At 58.2% G+C, this 15,608-nt stretch carries 13 protein-coding genes; 3 read left to right on the top strand and 10 right to left on the bottom strand.

The window, feature by feature from the left end:
* Positions 1-70: 70 nt before the first annotated feature.
* The 9 genes from M8T91_RS10170 to M8T91_RS10130 all read right to left on the bottom strand — a co-directional run bounded on the left by M8T91_RS10170 (position 71) and on the right by M8T91_RS10130 (position 10,618).
* A complete protein-coding gene (locus M8T91_RS10170; RefSeq protein ID WP_301414009.1) occupies positions 71-790 on the bottom strand; it encodes an arginyltransferase in 720 nt (239 codons plus the stop codon).
* Positions 783-1,502 (bottom strand): leucyl/phenylalanyl-tRNA--protein transferase, encoded by a 720-nt coding sequence (gene aat / locus M8T91_RS10165; protein ID WP_301414007.1) that lies wholly within the window; start codon positions 1,500-1,502, stop codon positions 783-785. Before aat ends, M8T91_RS10170 begins: the two co-directional genes overlap by 8 nt.
* Before the next feature lie 69 nt (positions 1,503-1,571).
* Positions 1,572-2,516 carry a thioredoxin-disulfide reductase gene (trxB, locus tag M8T91_RS10160; protein ID WP_301414005.1) on the bottom strand — a complete coding sequence of 315 codons (945 nt, stop codon included), beginning with the start codon at positions 2,514-2,516 and terminating at the stop codon, positions 1,572-1,574.
* A gap of 332 nt (positions 2,517-2,848) precedes the next feature.
* Positions 2,849-4,012 (bottom strand): acyl-CoA dehydrogenase family protein, encoded by a 1,164-nt coding sequence (locus M8T91_RS10155; RefSeq protein WP_301414001.1) that lies wholly within the window; start codon positions 4,010-4,012, stop codon positions 2,849-2,851.
* A 21-nt stretch (positions 4,013-4,033) separates the two neighbouring features.
* The gene (locus tag M8T91_RS10150; RefSeq protein WP_301413998.1) at positions 4,034-6,034 is read right to left on the bottom strand and encodes an ATP-binding protein; all 2,001 of its coding nucleotides are present in this window, start codon (positions 6,032-6,034) and stop codon (positions 4,034-4,036) included.
* Positions 6,034-6,837 (bottom strand): enoyl-CoA hydratase/isomerase family protein, encoded by an 804-nt coding sequence (locus M8T91_RS10145; protein WP_301413996.1) that lies wholly within the window; start codon positions 6,835-6,837, stop codon positions 6,034-6,036. The genes M8T91_RS10150 and M8T91_RS10145 overlap by 1 nt, the downstream gene beginning before the upstream one ends.
* Before the next feature lie 12 nt (positions 6,838-6,849).
* Positions 6,850-8,016: an acyl-CoA dehydrogenase family protein gene (locus M8T91_RS10140; protein WP_301413995.1), complete on the bottom strand. Its 1,167-nt coding sequence runs from the start codon at positions 8,014-8,016 to the stop codon at positions 6,850-6,852.
* Between the two features lie 101 nt (positions 8,017-8,117).
* Positions 8,118-9,725, bottom strand: a complete 1,608-nt coding sequence (locus M8T91_RS10135; RefSeq protein ID WP_301413994.1) for an acyl-CoA carboxylase subunit beta — start codon at positions 9,723-9,725, stop codon at positions 8,118-8,120.
* Positions 9,725-10,618, bottom strand: a complete 894-nt coding sequence (locus M8T91_RS10130) for an SDR family oxidoreductase (protein ID WP_301413992.1) — start codon at positions 10,616-10,618, stop codon at positions 9,725-9,727. The genes M8T91_RS10135 and M8T91_RS10130 overlap by 1 nt, the downstream gene beginning before the upstream one ends.
* 187 nt (positions 10,619-10,805) lie before the next feature.
* Here M8T91_RS10130 and M8T91_RS10125 point away from each other — a divergent pair, with 187 nt between their 5' ends.
* Both M8T91_RS10125 and M8T91_RS10120 read left to right on the top strand, forming a co-directional pair.
* On the top strand, positions 10,806-11,450 hold the full coding sequence (locus tag M8T91_RS10125; RefSeq protein WP_301413990.1) for a TetR/AcrR family transcriptional regulator: 645 nt from the start codon (positions 10,806-10,808) through the stop codon (positions 11,448-11,450).
* A 265-nt stretch (positions 11,451-11,715) separates the two neighbouring features.
* On the top strand, positions 11,716-14,250 hold the full coding sequence (locus tag M8T91_RS10120) for a hypothetical protein (protein WP_301413988.1): 2,535 nt from the start codon (positions 11,716-11,718) through the stop codon (positions 14,248-14,250).
* Here the strand turns inward: M8T91_RS10120 and M8T91_RS10115 are convergent.
* Positions 14,247-14,570 carry an SUI1 family translation initiation factor gene (locus tag M8T91_RS10115; RefSeq protein WP_301413985.1) on the bottom strand — a complete coding sequence of 108 codons (324 nt, stop codon included), beginning with the start codon at positions 14,568-14,570 and terminating at the stop codon, positions 14,247-14,249. The two genes, M8T91_RS10120 and M8T91_RS10115, sit on opposite strands and share 4 nt — an antisense overlap.
* A 189-nt stretch (positions 14,571-14,759) precedes the next feature.
* Here M8T91_RS10115 and M8T91_RS10110 point away from each other — a divergent pair, with 189 nt between their 5' ends.
* The gene (locus M8T91_RS10110) at positions 14,760-15,593 is read left to right on the top strand and encodes an ion transporter (protein WP_301413983.1); all 834 of its coding nucleotides are present in this window, start codon (positions 14,760-14,762) and stop codon (positions 15,591-15,593) included.
* Positions 15,594-15,608 lie beyond the last annotated feature (15 nt).

Raw genomic sequence — 15,608 nt, 5'->3', positions numbered from 1 at the left:
TAGCCGCGGTTCGACGGGCGAGCATTTTGCACGAAAAGATGCGCTAGAGCAAAGGGCGCGTATGATAGCGCTAGCGGGGTTTCAGTCTCCAGCGGTTCTCCACGAGCATTTCTATCGGCTGGAACTGGCTTTTGTAGGCCATTTTATGGCACTGCTCAATCCAATAGCCTAAATAAAGGTTGGAAAGGCCGAGTCGTCTTGCCCACTCAATCTGGTAGAGAATACAGTAACTGCCCAGGCTTCGCTTGTCCTCCTCCGGGTCGAAGAAAGTATAGATGGCGGACAGGCCCGCGGTGAGCAGATCGGTCACAGTCACAGCGACCAGTTTGCCCCGAGCGCGCAATTCGAAATAGCGCGTGGCGCCCCAGGCCTGGCACAGGAAATTGCGATATTGCTCGCGACCGGGGGGGTACATCTCACCGTCGGCGTGGCGCTGTTCAATATAGCGTGCGTAGAGCGCGTAGTGCTCATCGGTGTCGATGGATTCAATATGGAAGATATCCAGGTCCCGGTTGCGCTTCCAGCAGCGGCGCTGATTGCGGCTGGGGACAAACAGATTCACCGGTACCCGCGCCGGGATGCAAGCCTTGCAGGTGGCGCACTGGGGGCGGTACAAGTAGGCGCCGCTGCGGCGGAATCCCAGCTCCGAAAGGTAGTTGTATAGACGTTGATCCACCTCGGTCTGCGGGTCTACAAATACCGTATTGGCTTCCCGGTCCGGCAGGTAGCCACAGGGGTGGGGCAGAGTGGCCAAGAGGCGGACTGAATCCAACTGAGAGTATTTACCCATAAGTCCACGAAAGCTTCCAGGGCTTTGCAAAGGCGGGTTGTTTCAGCCCGCTTTTCAACAAGTGTTCGAAATCCCTGCGATAGATCTCCACTGCCCCCAAGCTGGTCAGGTGAGGACTGCCCACCTGGCAGTCGATCAACGGGCAGCCCCACAATTCTAATTGCCGAACCAGGTGAACAAAAGCGACTTTGGAGGCGTCTTTCTCACGGTGAAACATCGACTCCCCGAAAAATACACGGCCCAGAGCGATACCATAGAGTCCTCCAACAAGATCACCATTGCGCCATACCTCCACAGAGTGGCTGAGACCGAGATGGTGCATGTGGATAAATGCCCGGCGCAGCCTGTCGGTAATCCAGGTACCCTCCCCGCTGGCCCTCTGAATGCGGCAGCCATCGATAACAGATTCGAATGCTCGGTCAAATGTGACCCTGAAGGTTTTGCGGCGCAACACTTTTTGCAGGCTGCGGCCCACACGGAATGCCTGCGGAAAAACCACGCAACGGGGGGAGGGGCTCCACCAGAGGATGGGTTGGCCGTCTGAGTACCAGGGAAAAATCCCCCGCCGGTAGGCAGCCAGCAGCCACTCGGGGGTCAGGTCCCCCCCCGCAGCCAGCAACCCGTTGGGATCCGTCAGTGCTGCTGCTGTGGACGGGAAGGCGATATGCTGATCGTCGAGCCACACCAAGTGTTGGGTACGACTCCCTACCATGGTCTGACTCCTGTTTGAGGGGCTACACAATACCCGGAGGCCTGTCAGCCGGGTATCGGGGTTGCTTTGCTATTGCGCGTCCAGGAAGCGCTCGGCATCCAGCGCCGCCATACAGCCAGTACCGGCAGAGGTCACCGCCTGGCGGTAGATATGATCGGACACATCGCCTGCGGCAAAAACGCCTGCGACAGAAGTCTGGGTGGCATTCCCCTCAAGGCCATTGCGGACAATGATATAGCCACCATGCATCTCCAGCTGCCCCTCAAACATGTCGGTATTTGGCTTATGACCGATGGCGATAAAGACGCCGGAGACAACCAGTTCCCTGGTGGAGTTGTCCTGTGTGCTGCGCAGACGCAGGCCGGTAACGCCATTATCATCGCCCAGAACTGCTTCCAGCGTGTGCTGCCAGCAGACAGTAATATTGCCGTTTTGCACTTTTTCCATCAGGCGATCCTGCAGAATTTTCTCTGCCCGAAGCTGATCGCGGCGGTGGATGAGGGTTACTTCGCTGGCGATATTGGACAGGTAAAGCGCTTCTTCTACAGCGGTATTACCGCCACCAACCACGGCTACTTTCTGATCGCGGTAAAAGAAACCATCGCAGGTCGCGCAGGCGCTGACGCCGCGGCCTTGATAGGCCGCTTCCGATGGCAGCCCCAAATACTGGGCAGAGGCACCGGTGGCAATAATCAGTGCATCGCAGGTATAAGTCCTGTTGCCCTGCAGTGTAAATGGCCGTTGCTTCAAATCTACTGATTCGATGTGATCAAAAATAACCTGGGTGTCGAAGCGCTCCGCGTGCGCCTGCATCTGGACCATCAGGTCGGGTCCCTGCAAGTCCGCAGCACCACCCGGCCAGTTTTCCACCTCTGTAGTCGTGGTCAATTGTCCACCCTGTTGCATACCGGTGATAACTACAGGTTTTAGATTTGCACGGGCTGCGTAGATCGCAGCGGTGTACCCGGCGGGGCCCGAGCCGAGAATGATCAGTCGATGGTGGTTGCTACTCATGAAGTACTCTTAAAAATTCGTCGGTGTGCAAGGGAAACAGTGAGCCAGAAGCTCACCAGGTTGTTTGTTTTTTAATCGGAGAGGCTGTCAGTTTGGGCCGTATAATAGGCGATAGAAACCTGTGGGCGAAATAGTTTGGCTTAATTTGTTCCATTGGCAAGCGCTATGTGAGGGTGGATGTGGATTGTCGATTGCGATCTGAGTGGGAAAATAAAGCCCATAATCCGGCCGAGCAAATGCTTTATAGGTTGTCCGGCCGGGGATACTGGCTGCAAGTACCCGCCGCGCATTTGTCGCTGGGCGAAGTCAGCTGCGCTGAGTGTGAGAACCCCCTAAATCCCCATCTGCCTGGAAGCCAAATCCCGCATGATTTCCTCAGAGCCACCCCCGATTGCATTGACCCGTACCTCTCGATAGATGCGCTCAACCCGACCACCGCGCATATAGCCGGCGCCGCCGAGCACCTGCATGGCTTCCCGGGCACAGTACTCGAGGGTTTCTGTGGCCTGAACCTTGAGCAGAGCGACTTCAGCCACTTTGAGTTGCTGTTGCTGTTCAGCCCAGGCACAGAGGTCCAGATAGGCCTGGGTGGCATTGATGCGTTGCAGCATCTGTGCGAACTTGTGGCGGATCACCTGGTGACTGGCGAGGCATTTACCGAAAGTCTCCCGGGCCTGGGCCCATTCGATCGCATCCTGCAGGCAGACACGGCTGTATTCCACACAGGAAGCGGCGATACCCAGACGTTCATGGTTGAAATTGTGCACTATGGGCAGGAAGCCGTGGTTTTCAACGCCGATTCTATTGTCCGCGGGCACGCGGACCTGGTCAAAGAAGATACTGGCGGTATCTGAGCACCACCAGCCCTGCTTTTTGTCCAGTAGCTGCCGGCTGACCCCCTGTGCGTTCGCCGGTATCAGCAACAGGGAGATACCGTCAAAACCCTCGCCGCCGGTGCGCACGGCAGTAGTAAACCAGTGGGCCCGCATACCACCGGTAATATAGGTTTTTTCCCCGTTTACAATGTAGCTGTCGCCATCGCGCACCGCGCGGCATTGGAGATTGGCCACGTCAGAGCCGGCACCGGGTTCGGTGACAGCCAGGGAGATTTGTCTTTCGCCGCGCAGTACCGCCGGTATCACCGCGTCTTTCAGGGCATCGCTGCCATAGTGCAGCAGGGGGGGCAGGGCGATACCATGTACCATCAGGCTGGCATAGAGACCACCTGCACCGGTGCGCGCCAGTTCCTCGGCGGCAACAATCATATGAAAGGCATCCGTCTCAGTACCGCCATAGCACTCGGGGTAGCCCATTTGCAGCAGGCCCACTTCGGCAGCCTTTTCCCAGAGTGTCTCCGGCAGCAGGCCCTGCTCGTCCCAGCAGGTGATGTGGGGCTGGATTTCCCGCTCGACAAAACGGCGCAATTGGTTGCGCCACTGCCGGTGGCTCTCTCCGTAGAAAGGGCTGGCCATACGGGTGGCATCGATATCGTACACGGTGGCATCCTCTAGCAAGGGTCATTGACGGCGTCTGGGCGTTCCGCTGGGGGCGGCCTCTATCTGTACCAGAAGCTGACCGCCGCGCACCTGATCGCCGGCGCAGGCTCCCAGTTTGATAACGGTGCCATCGCGATCCGCGCGCAGGGGGTGTTCCATCTTCATGGCTTCCATCACGGCGAGGATATCGCCGCAGCGCACGGCCTGATTCAGCTCTACCAGCACCTCCAGCAGGGAGCCGTCCATCGGGGCGGTAATTTGGCCACTGCCCTGGCCGAGGCTTGCCTGTAATGGCTTCTGGCTCCGGTCTTCGAACTGCAGCTGGCGACCCGCCCGCAACAGGTAGAGGCTACAGCCCTGTTGCAGGAAAAGAGTGCTCTGGGTGACACCGTCGAGCGTTATGATGGCGATCGCGGTATTGTCGAGCGCCTGTGGCTGCACGGCAATTTCATGGGTCTGATCCGCCACGCTCACGCGGTAGCGGTGTGGCCCCAGTGGCAGCAGCGTGCACTCAAAGTCTCGCCCTTCGCTGCTGAGCCAGTAGTGCAGGTGGGCACTGCTGTCGCCACTGCGCCAGTTAGTGCGCCCCCCGCGTCTATCCTGCGGTTTCAGATAACGCTGATGATTGAGTACCGCCGCTAGTGCCACCCAATCGCTGGATATTGCCTCGGGTACAGTGAGGTGGGTGATGGTATCCAGAAAGCCGGTATCGGCCTTGCCGGACACAAATTCAGGCTCTGCCAGTAGTCGGTACAAAAAGCGAATATTGTTTTTTGGGCCAATCAGCTGCAGCTGTGCCAGTGCTTGTTGCAGTTTTCTCCGGGCGGTTTCTCGGTCCCTTCCCCAAGCGATCAGCTTGCCCAGCATGGGATCGTAGAAGGGGGTGATTTCAACGCCCTCCCGCACAGCGTGATCAAGGCGTACTCCTTCCCCACTGGGTTCACGCCAGTAGAGGATAGGCCCCGCCTGGGGCAGAAATTGCTGTCCGGGATCTTCCGCATAGAGGCGCACTTCAATGGCGTGGCCGCACTGGCTGACCTGCTGCTGGGTAACCGGCAGCGCTTCGCTACGGGCTACAGCCAGTTGCCAGGCCACCAGATCGAATCCGGTTACCATTTCTGTTACCGGGTGCTCCACCTGCAAGCGGGTGTTCATTTCCAGGAAATAGAATTCGCCGTCGGGGCAGAGCAGGAACTCCACCGTACCGGCGCCCTCATAGGCGCAGGCGCGTGCCGCGGCTACTGCGGCTTCACCCATGGCTCTGCGCAGGTCTGCTTCCACTCCCGGGGAGGGGGATTCCTCGACCACTTTCTGGTGGCGTCGCTGTACAGAGCAGTCGCGCTCGCCCAGGTGGATGCAGTTGCCGTGCCGGTCGGCAAACACCTGGATTTCGATATGGCGGGCGCCGACCAGGGCCTTTTCCAGAATCAGTTCACCGCTGCCAAAGGCGCTCTGGGATTCACTGCGCGCAGCGTGCAGCAGTGCTGCCAGTTCGTCGCTGCTGTGGGCGAGACGCATGCCGCGGCCGCCGCCGCCAGCGGCGGCCTTGATCATCAGGGGGAAGCCAATCCGGTCCGCCTCAGCCATCAGGGTGCGGTCGTCCTGGGCCCCCTGAAAGCCGGGAATACAGGGCACACCGGCATCTGAGACAAACGCTTTGGCGCGCCGTTTGTTGCCCATCAGTTCAATAACATCAGCGCTTGGGCCGATAAACTGCAGGCCGTTCTCTGTACAGGCACGGGCAAAATCGGCATTTTCGGCCAGGAATCCATAGCCGGGATGAATGGCGGTGGCCCCGGTTGTTCTTGCGGCAGAGAGGATTTTGTCAATATCCAGATAGGATTCTGCGGAAGTCCGGCCGCCGAGGGCAACGGCCAGGTCGGCGCTATTGGCATGGGGTGCGTGGCGATCCGCATCGCTGAACACGGCAACGGTACGATAACCCTCCGCTCGGGCCGTGCGCAGGATGCGCAGGGCAATTTCCCCGCGGTTGGCGATCAGGAGTGTGGCTGGTGCGGACATCAGTGTTGCCACTCCGGTGCGCGTTTTTCCATAAAGGCACGGGCGCCTTCACGACCTTCGCTACCCTGAATGGCATTGGAAAAATGTTTCGCAGCGTCATCGAGGAGGTGGCTCAGGGCATATTTGTCGGCAATCTGTGCGGCCTGTAAAAGCAGATATTTGGTGGTAGCCAGGGCTCCTGGCGCGCAGGCATTGATATTGTCCAGGTGTCCCTGCAGTGCGGCCTCCAACGTCGTGGAGCTGTCCAGCAGCTGGTGAATCAGGCCGATATCCAGTGCCTCCCGTGCTTTCAGCGTGGTGCCACCCAATGCCAGCCGCCTCGCCTGGGACAGGCCCACGCGGGCAACCACAAACGGTGCAATCTGTGCCGGTGGCAGGCCCAGTCGGGTTTCCGGTAACGCGAAGCGGCAGCTGTGATCGGCAATGGCGATGTCGGCACTGCAGGCCAGCCCAAAACCGCCACCCATCACAGCGCCTTCGAGTACGGCAATCACTACCAGCGAGGAGCTGTTGACTCTTTCCAGCAGTTCGCCGAAGCGGCGGTTCAGGTGATAAAAGGCATCCGTATCGCCGTCGCTGGCGTTTTGTTGGGCAGTGAGCATATCGCCAATATCCCCACCTGCACAGAAGTTGTGTTCGGCACCGCGCAGTACCAGTACCCGGGTCTGCGAAGCGGCCTCCGCCTCTGTCAGCTTCTGTAGCAGCTCGTCCACCATTGGCAGGCTGATGGCGTTGCGTTGTCGGGGGCGGTTGAGGGTGAGGTGCCGGGCAATGCCCACAGTTTCATCAATGATGGTTTGCATAGTGGGCCCACTCTATTCGCCGGACTTGCGTTTGCCGGGCAGGATGCCCATCAACTTGCAGATAATACCGAGCATTACTTCATCGGCGCCGCCACCGATGGCAGTGAGACGGCTATCGCGGTAGGCACGGTTGATGCTGGTTTCCTCGATATAGCCCATGCCACCCCAGAACTGCAGGCATTGATCGGGAATGGTGCGGGACAAGCGGCCCGCTTTGAGCTTTGCCATGGAGGCCAGCGTAGTGACATCCTCACCCGCCACATAGGCTTCTACCGCACGCCAGGTGAGTGCCCGCAGACACTCCACTTCGGATTGCATTTCCGCCAAGGCAAAGTGCACGGTCTGATTGTCGAGCAGCCGTGCCGTGAAAGCGTGGCGCTCGCGCACGTACTCAATGGTACTGCTGATACAATTTTCCAGGCCCTTCAGGGTCAGGGCGGCACCGGCGAGACGCTCCTCCTGGAATTGCAGCATCTGCAACAGAAAGCCGGACCCCTCGTCGCCGATACGGAAGTGTTTGGGAACCCGCACATTGTCAAAAAATACCGGTGCGGTTTCCGAGGAGCGCATCCCCAGCTTCTCCAGTTTTTTCCCGATGCGCAGTCCCGGTGTTTTGGCGGGAATAATCAGCAGGGATTTGTTCTTGTGGGCCTTGCCTTCACTGGTGTTGACCAGGGTGCAGAAAAAGTCGGCGCAGGGTGCGTTGGTGATCCACATCTTGTTGCCGTTGACCAGATAATCGCCACCATCATTTTTTGCCGTAGTCTTGATGGCGGCCACATCCGAGCCGGCACCGGATTCGGATACGGCGATGGCGCCGACCATCTCCCCGCGAATCGCCGGGATCAGGAATTGCCGGCGCAGGTCGTCGCTGGCAAAGTTTGCCAGTGCCGGGGTGCACATGGCAGTCTGCACCGAAATGGCCAGGGGCACACCACCGCAATGGGCACCGCCCAGGGCTTCCAGAAAAACGGTTTCATAGCTGAAGTCGAGCCCGAGGCCGCCGTAATCGCTGGACTTGCTGATGCCCAGCAGGCCCAAATCTCCCAGCTGCCTGAAGATATCGCGAATGGGAAAGCTGCCGGCTTTTTCCCACGCCTCTACATGGGGGTTGATTTCCTGCTCTACAAAATGCTCTACCGTACGCTGTAATTCCCGGTGTTGTTCGCTGAGTATCATGAATGCTTTATCCTCTTTATGGGCTTTTTCTGCGGGGGTTTTTTATTCGCGAACTGACTGCCTTTCGTCCGGTTGAGATTCCCGGGCCAGGTGCAACATGACTAGAACCTCGCTACGCCAAAGGTATTTTGGCGCGCTGGAACAGATCCCGCCTCGCGACAGATTGCCAGCAGCATGCCCAGCAGTTTACGCGTGTCGCGGGGATCGATAATGCCGTCGTCCCACAGGCGGGCGCTGCAGGCCAGGGCATCGGAATTTGCCTGCATAAAGGCACTGGTGTCGTTTTCCAGTTTGTCCAGTAACGCAGTATCTACCTGACCGCTGCGCGCCATTTTCTGTTCGGTAACAATGCGCAAAACCTTGCCGGCCTGAGCTGCGCCCATGACCGCGGTGCGCGCATTGGGCCAGGCAAAAATAAAACGCGGGCCGAAGCCGCGCCCACACATGGCGTAGTTACCGGCACCATAGGAGCCGCCCACCAGGATACTGAGCTTGGCTACCCTGGCGTTGGCGACAGCCTGAATCATTTTGGCCCCATGTTTGATAATGCCGTGATGTTCGACCTCGGTACCGACCATAAAGCCAGTGGTGTTGTGCAAAAACAGCAGTGGCGTGCCACTTTGTTCACACAGCTGGATAAACTGTGCGGCCTTGTTGGCGCCCTTGGGGGTGATGGGGCCGTTGTTGCCGATAATGCCCACTGCTTGTCCTTCAATGCGGATATGGCCACAGACAGTCTGTCGGTCAAATTGTGCTTTAAAATCCAGCATCGCCGAGCCGTCGGCGATGCGTGCGAGGAGTTCGCGCACATCATAGGGTTTTTTGCTGTCGGCGGGAATCAAGCCGAGCAGGTCGTCGATTGGATAGAGAGGGTCTGCATACTCCTCCGGGAGATTGGGGGTATGCCGGCAGGGAAGGGTAGCGACTATTTCCCGTGCCAAGCGGATGCCATCGGCGTCGCTCTCCGCCAGGTAGTCGCCACTGCCGGACTCACTGCAGTGCATCTCTGCACCGCCCAGGCTCTCCTCGTCGGCAATTTCCCCGGTTGCCGCCTTGAGCAGGGGGGGCCCCGCGAGATACATGCCGGATTGTCCACGCACCATTATCACATAATCGGACAGGCCTGGCTGGTAAGCACCACCGGCTGTGGCGCCACCATGCACGACTGTGATCTGAGGAATACCGGCCGCGGACATGCGTGCCTGGTTGGCGAAGCCGAGCCCGCCGGGGGCGAAGGTGTCGGTGGCATACTTCAGGTTCGCGCCACCACTTTGCGCCAGGGTGACCACCGACAAGCGGTTCTCCAGTGCTATTTGCTGTATGCGCAGGGCTTTATCCATTCCGGCAGGGGAAATGGTGCCCCCTTTCACTGCATAATTGTCCACCCGCACCATGCAGCGGCGCCCGCTGACCTGGCCAATACCACAGATAGCGCCGCCGCCGGCACCACTGCCGTCCTGATCGTCGTAGAGCTTGTACCCCGCCAGAGCACACAGCTCAATAAAGGGGGCGCCCGGGTCCAGCAACAGGTTGAGGCGCTCGCGGGGCAGCAGCCAGCCACGTTCCCGGTAGCGGGAGGCGCGCTCCCGCTCGGCTTGCAGCGGCCGCTGTTCGGCCTCGCGAAAGTGGGCAATCTGCTCCAGCATTGCGGTGCGATTATTGTTGAAATCGCTGGAGCGGTTGTCCAGTTGGGAGTGGATGGGTTGCATCAGAGTTTGCCCTCTGCTTCCAGCGCTGCCACCACTTTGGGCCGGCGCTTGCGGTGGAAGCCGTTAAAGCGCTTGACACTGTTGGCCGCCACAGGGCGCCAGAGCGGGGAGTGGTGCTTGAGGCTGGAGCCACCATCAATGCGCAATGTCTGGCCGGTGATATAGCCGGCAGCATCAGACAGTAGAAAGCACACAGCGCCGCTTACCTCTGCTTCCTCGCCCAGGCGGTAGAGGGGGATTGATTCGCGGAAGCCCGGTAACAGTTCGCGCAGAAATTCCGGGTCATAGGTATCCAGGCCGCTGGTGAGGACATAACCGGGTGCCACCGCATTGACCCTGACTCCGGAGGCCGCCCATTCCAGTGCAGCGGTTTCTGTCAGGTTTTCCACGCCTGCACGGGCCGCCCCGGAGTGCCCCATCATCGGCATACCACCGGCGTTGTCTGCGGTGATATTGACGATACTGCCACCGTGGGTTTTCATAGATTGCACATACACTTCCCGGGCCATCAGAAATCCACCCAGCAGATTGCTGCGCAGGACGGCGTCAAAGCCCTTTGCGGGGATGTGCTCCAATGCGGAGGGAAACTGACCGCCGGCGTTGTTCACCAGTCCCTGAATCCTACCCTGAGCCTGCACAATCTTGGCGACCGTATCCTTTACACCCTGCTCATCGCGGATATCGAGGCTATAGAAACTGCACTCGCCGCCGTCACTTGCGATCTCCCCGGCAACACGCTCCAGTTTGTCCAACTTGCGCCCGATCAAGAAAACGCGGGCGCCGAGGCTGGCCAGTTCATGGGCGATACAACGGCCGATACCACTGCCGCCACCGGTGACGATATGGGTTTGTTCACTGAAGCTGCCGGGACGTAACTGGCTGTGATAGCGCATAAAAATGTCCTTTTATCAAGCCCTTGAGGCTTGTCAGTTCTTATCGTTGTTGCTTGCACCCGCGCGACTGAATGCGCAGAATACTCTAACGCTACCAAGCAAGCGCTTGGTATTCAACCATTGTTCCCAGTTTGGTGAAAAATTCATCCGACCGTTACCATATGCGGATTTTCTTGGGGGGTGTTCAGTGCACAAAGGCGCCGCAAGTCTGGCCCGGTTAGGGCAAAACCTGAGTCCGCAACAATTGATCGGCGCGTTGGTAGAGCGGGGGGAACTCACCGATCCGGGCTCTCCCCGAGGGCGCCTCCTCAATGTGGCCGCGCGGCAGTTTGAGCAGAAGGGCTACGCTCGAACCACGGTGCGGGATATCGCTTCCGAAGTCGGTATTCTGTCCGGCAGTATCTTCCACCATTTTGCCAGTAAAGAGCAGATTCTCTGCGCGGTGATGCGGGAGGTCACTATTTTTGCCAGTGCGCGTATGCGCAGTGCGATGCAACAGGCCGAGTCACCGCGGGATAAATTGCGCGCCTGTATTCAATCGGAACTGGAGGCGATTCACGGCCAGGCGGTGCCGGGGTTTTCCATTCTGGTATTGGAATGGCGCAGCCTGTCTAAAGACAGTCGCAAGGAAGTGTTGCGGTTGCGGGATGAATACGAGCATATTTGGTTAATTGCGATTCGAGCGGCCAAGTGCCCTGGTGGGGATGCGGCACTGGTGCGACGCCTGTTAGTGGGAGCCCTCAGCCATACCTACAGTTGGTTCAAGCCGCGAGGCAAAGGGCTCTCTATTGCCGAGCTGGCAGATCGTATCCTGTTGATTTTTGCTCCCTGATGTATTCGGTGCAAAACCGGCAGACGCAATTGGCTCATGTAGGGCCACACAATACAGTTCCCCGGGACTGTATCCACTGACGGTGAAGTGCTGCTGGAAAGAGATGCCGGCAAAACTGTGCGCTTTTCCTCTTTTCCTGACAAATTTCCAATCGACACGGGACTCCTGAGAACTGGCGCTCACTGGCGTTGTTCTGAATCTTTTATCCTGCGCGAAAATTGCCACAAATTTGACATTTTGTGTCACTTGGTGACGGGAGAGGGAGATGTCAACTGAGGGTTTATTCCAGATAGTATCCATGGGGCGGACGCTGTATGGCAAAAAGCCGGAACTGGTGGTACAGGATGCAGCCAGGCTGTTTTCCATCCCTGAACCCCAGGCCCGCAGGCTCCTGTTGAAAGGCTGGGTGATCAAAGATCAGCTGGCCTCTGCACAGGCGCTCAAATATCGTGCCGGTCTGCACAACATTGGTTTGCGTGTAAAAGTGTACCCGGCGGGTCGATTTGACAACCTGCAGCTGATAGCCAGGATCCAGGTGGCGCAGCGCCGCAGCGCTCAGGGCAGCAAATCAGATCGCAGTGAGGGGCGCGGGACGCATGCCCCTGTTATTGAGGACAAGAGTCGCAACCCAGCCGTGCATGGCCAGCAAAGCAGGGCAAGGCGCCAGCCAGCAGTTTCCTCCAAGGGCGCTGCGCTTCGCGCTGTGCGACCATTCAATGCCAGCGATGGGATGGAACATCTGTTCCGTGATGACAAGACATTTTCCCCTGCCGGGATATCCGCCGCTGGCGAGGTAATACTGGGTTTGATTCCCGCTGCGGTATTGCCGGGAATTTTTATCCTGCTGCTGGGATTTTGTGTCTATGGGGCTGGCTATGCCCTTTGGCAGATCCCCCTGGCCGTTTGGCAGGGCGAGCTGAATGGAGTTGTTGTGGCTCTTAGTTTGGTTGCGGCTGCCTTTTGTATTGTTGTCCTGCTGCTTGTGTCTCCCTATTTCCGGCCTCTGCGAGATCTGCAGAGCAAACCCGGCATGCGGGCGCTGAGTCGCTCCGAGAGCCGGGAACTGCTGCGTTTACTTGAATTACTTTCCACCAGTCTCGGCTTGCCGAAAGTACAGCGTGTATGGATTGTGCCGGATGCCAGGGTTTTCTCCGCGCCGAGCTTTTCTCAGGTGGTCAGTCAGGTACTGCCACTTCACCTGGGGCTTGCCGGTGTCGTCGCCCTCCCGGGCAGGGAAGCTCTGGCGCTAGTGGCGCGGGCAATGGGCCTCTACTGCGGAAGGGTAAATGGGTTTCTTGCCTGGCTGGTGCTGGGCGGGGGAAGCCGTTTGGAATCCATGCAGTGGGCCCTGGAAAATGAACGCAGTGCAGTTTGTAACTCCGGCAGGCCCAGTGGACTGCAAAAGCCGGTGCACCGCTTACTGGTGATTTGTGGTCATTTTTTACTGCCGCTGATCGAACGCTTGGACAATCTGCACCGCGCGCTTACCAGCCGTGCTGCACGGTATCTTGAGGCCCGCGCGGATCTCTACGCGGCGGGGGCGATTGGCAGCGAGGTCTTTGCGAAATTTGCCCAGAGGTGGCACCGTCTGGTTCATGCAGATTTGCTTGTTGCCGAGATTAACCGGGATGCCTTGTTACTGGGGCAGTGTCTAGAGAATATTCCTGCGGCAGTGCAGTGGACGCTGGAAAAGCTGGATAGGGAAACCTGCAAGGCCATTGAACTGGCCATGGCACAGGCGAGTGACCCCTGGGACTCTGGTCAGGCCGCAGATGACACGCGCATCTCTGCGATCAGTCAGCAGCGGTTGCCGGCGCAGATCACCAGGGCGTTTTCTCTGAGGGACTTTTTCTGTGATCTGGACGGGTTGGCTCGAGCGGTCAGTCTTGCCAGCGCCGGGCCCGATTGCCAGGTTGTGCCAAACCGGCAATTGCTGAGTTCAAACAGCGGGGTGCAGGAGGCCGTTGATGTGCTGGATGTGTATTTCAACCGCCTGCCGCCGCACACGCTACTGCCGCTCGAACGCCCTGCTGCCGAGCAGGTGAAGGGAATGGATCTGCAAGCCACCATCGATTGGCTGCGCGGCAAGTTGATTGAGTTGCGCGGGCTTCGCGAGCAGCGGCAAGGGCTACTGGGGTGTCTTGTGGCCATGCAATTAGGCGCGGCATTGATCAGGGCCAAGGTGCAGATCAGTCCACAGGACTACTCTCTGGAAAGCACAAGCCTGACCGCTGCTCAGGAGATGGCTGCGGTGAAACGATCTGAACTGGAGGAAACGGAGCGGCAGCTACAGAAGGTCTATGCCATTTTCTATCAGCGCCTGTGTCTGGCGATAGCGCTGATGCCGTCCAAAGCGCAACAGTCAGCGCAGTGTCACCTGCGCCAGCTATCCGCCTATGAACCTCTCGCGCCCCACCTGGAGCAGCTCGCTGGCTACAGCAAGAGTCTTGCCCTGCTCGCCAGGCACCTGACTCCTGAAATGGTGGAGCGCGAACTGGTGAAGAAATACCTGGCGCTCAGCGCCAGAACACTCAACGCTCTGCAGGTTATAGTGGGGTCATCGGAGACCCTAAAAGCGCAAGACCTGCACAGCATACTGGATATCAAGGCCAAATCTGACCTCCCGCGGCATCATCGGGAGATGCGAGCAGCGCTTCAGGCGATGGAATCCCGCTGTAGATATGCCAATTCGGTTATAATGCAAGGCTACCGGGTGCAGTTGGGAACCCTGCTGATTCCCTGCCTGGAGCAGGAGCAGCAGTTGGGTGTGAAGCCACTGCGATTACTGCGCACAGTTTAGCCGCCAACCAGTTTTGCAGTGTAGTTGCGCGCTTCCAGCAGCGCCTTGATGTCGGCGCGTTTGTCGCCCTGGATTTCGATAACACCGTCTTTCAGGGTGCCCCCACAGCCACAGCGTTTTTTCAATTCTGCCAGTATCCGTCTTAGTTCACTGTCGGTGCCTGAGAGGCCGCGCACACAGGTCACCCCCTTGCCTCTGCGCCCTTTGGTTTCCCTTTGTATACGCACTGTCGCACTGCCCTCGTGGCGTTTCTCCTGCGGGGAGGTATCCGCAATACGGCCACGGTCAGTGGAATAGACAAGACGATTCTCCCTGGCCATGGTTCTCCCCGGTCGGTGGTTGTTCAGTGCGTAAAGGACGCGATTGTGCCTGAGGGGAAAGGGAAGTTAAAGGCGCAACTCGGAGCGCTGCGTGAATAGCGACGGGATTGAAAATAGAGGGCGACCCGACAGTGCCCAGGGGTTAGAATCTCGTCGCAAATTGGCAGCAGCTTGTAGTCGGGGTGAGAAATGGCGTTGACGGGACGTCGAAAACTGCTCAATGAAGTGATATTCGGTACGGACACACCTGCCGGGCGCAACTTTGATGTTTTTTTAATCTGGGCCATTGTGATTAGTGTGGGCCTGGTGCTGCTGGCATCCATCAGCGCCGTTGCCGAGCGTTATGGTCCCCTGTTGATCGCGCTTGAATGGGTGTTTACCGGGCTCTTTACGGTGGAATATATCGCGCGTATTTATTGTTCGGTCAACCGGCGCCGTTATATTGTCAGTTTTTACGGGGTTATTGATCTGCTGGCAATACTACCCAGTTACCTGGCACTCCTCTATACCGGCGCCACCTACCTGTTGGTGATCCGCCTGTTGCGGGTGCTGCGCATTTTCCGCATTCTCAAACTGGTGCGCTATTTGCGCGATGCCAATATCCTCCTGCGCGCCCTGGGCTTGGCACGGAGAAAAATCTTTGTGTTTTATTCCAGTGTGCTTGTGATGTGCGTTATCTTTGGCGCATTGATGTTTGTAGTAGAAGGCCCGGAGCACGGGTTTACCAGTATTCCCACCAGTATCTATTGGGCCATTGTCACCATTACCACTGTGGGCTATGGGGATATTTCTCCGCAAACACCGCTGGGGCAGAGTATCGCGGCAATGACCATGTTGATCGGTTACTCCATTATTGCCGTGCCCACAGGAATTCTCACCGCGGAACTGGCCGGTGAAATGCATCGGGAGCGCATTCAGCTGGCCTGCCATAACTGCAGCCGCAGCGCTCATGATCCGGATGCGGAATACTGTAAATTCTGTGGGCACAGACTGGAAGATGCAGAGGAGGTGTCGGAAGTCTGAACCTTTTTGCTTGGG

Origin of the sequence: Microbulbifer sp. MI-G (genome assembly GCF_030440425.1) — a bacterium.
Lineage (GTDB): Bacteria > Pseudomonadota > Gammaproteobacteria > Pseudomonadales > Cellvibrionaceae > Microbulbifer > Microbulbifer spongiae.
Note: the sequence above shows the minus strand (reverse complement) of the source record. Positions and strands in the feature narration are given on the sequence as shown.

What these genes read in the sequence shown, in the direction of transcription:
- M8T91_RS10170 (WP_301414009.1), bottom strand. Translation starts at nt 790, where the DNA reads ATGGGTAAATACTCTCAGTTGGATTCAGTCCGCCTCTTGGCCACTCTG.
- aat (WP_301414007.1), bottom strand. Translation starts at nt 1,502, where the DNA reads ATGGTAGGGAGTCGTACCCAACACTTGGTGTGGCTCGACGATCAGCAT.
- trxB (WP_301414005.1), bottom strand. Translation starts at nt 2,516, where the DNA reads ATGAGTAGCAACCACCATCGACTGATCATTCTCGGCTCGGGCCCCGCC.
- M8T91_RS10150 (WP_301413998.1), bottom strand. Translation starts at nt 6,034, where the DNA reads ATGTCCGCACCAGCCACACTCCTGATCGCCAACCGCGGGGAAATTGCC.
- M8T91_RS10145 (WP_301413996.1), bottom strand. Translation starts at nt 6,837, where the DNA reads ATGCAAACCATCATTGATGAAACTGTGGGCATTGCCCGGCACCTCACC.
- M8T91_RS10140 (WP_301413995.1), bottom strand. Translation starts at nt 8,016, where the DNA reads ATGATACTCAGCGAACAACACCGGGAATTACAGCGTACGGTAGAGCAT.
- M8T91_RS10135 (WP_301413994.1), bottom strand. Translation starts at nt 9,725, where the DNA reads ATGCAACCCATCCACTCCCAACTGGACAACCGCTCCAGCGATTTCAAC.
- M8T91_RS10130 (WP_301413992.1), bottom strand. Translation starts at nt 10,618, where the DNA reads ATGCGCTATCACAGCCAGTTACGTCCCGGCAGCTTCAGTGAACAAACC.
- M8T91_RS10120 (WP_301413988.1), top strand. Translation starts at nt 11,716, where the DNA reads ATGTCAACTGAGGGTTTATTCCAGATAGTATCCATGGGGCGGACGCTG.
- M8T91_RS10115 (WP_301413985.1), bottom strand. Translation starts at nt 14,570, where the DNA reads ATGGCCAGGGAGAATCGTCTTGTCTATTCCACTGACCGTGGCCGTATT.
- M8T91_RS10110 (WP_301413983.1), top strand. Translation starts at nt 14,760, where the DNA reads ATGGCGTTGACGGGACGTCGAAAACTGCTCAATGAAGTGATATTCGGT.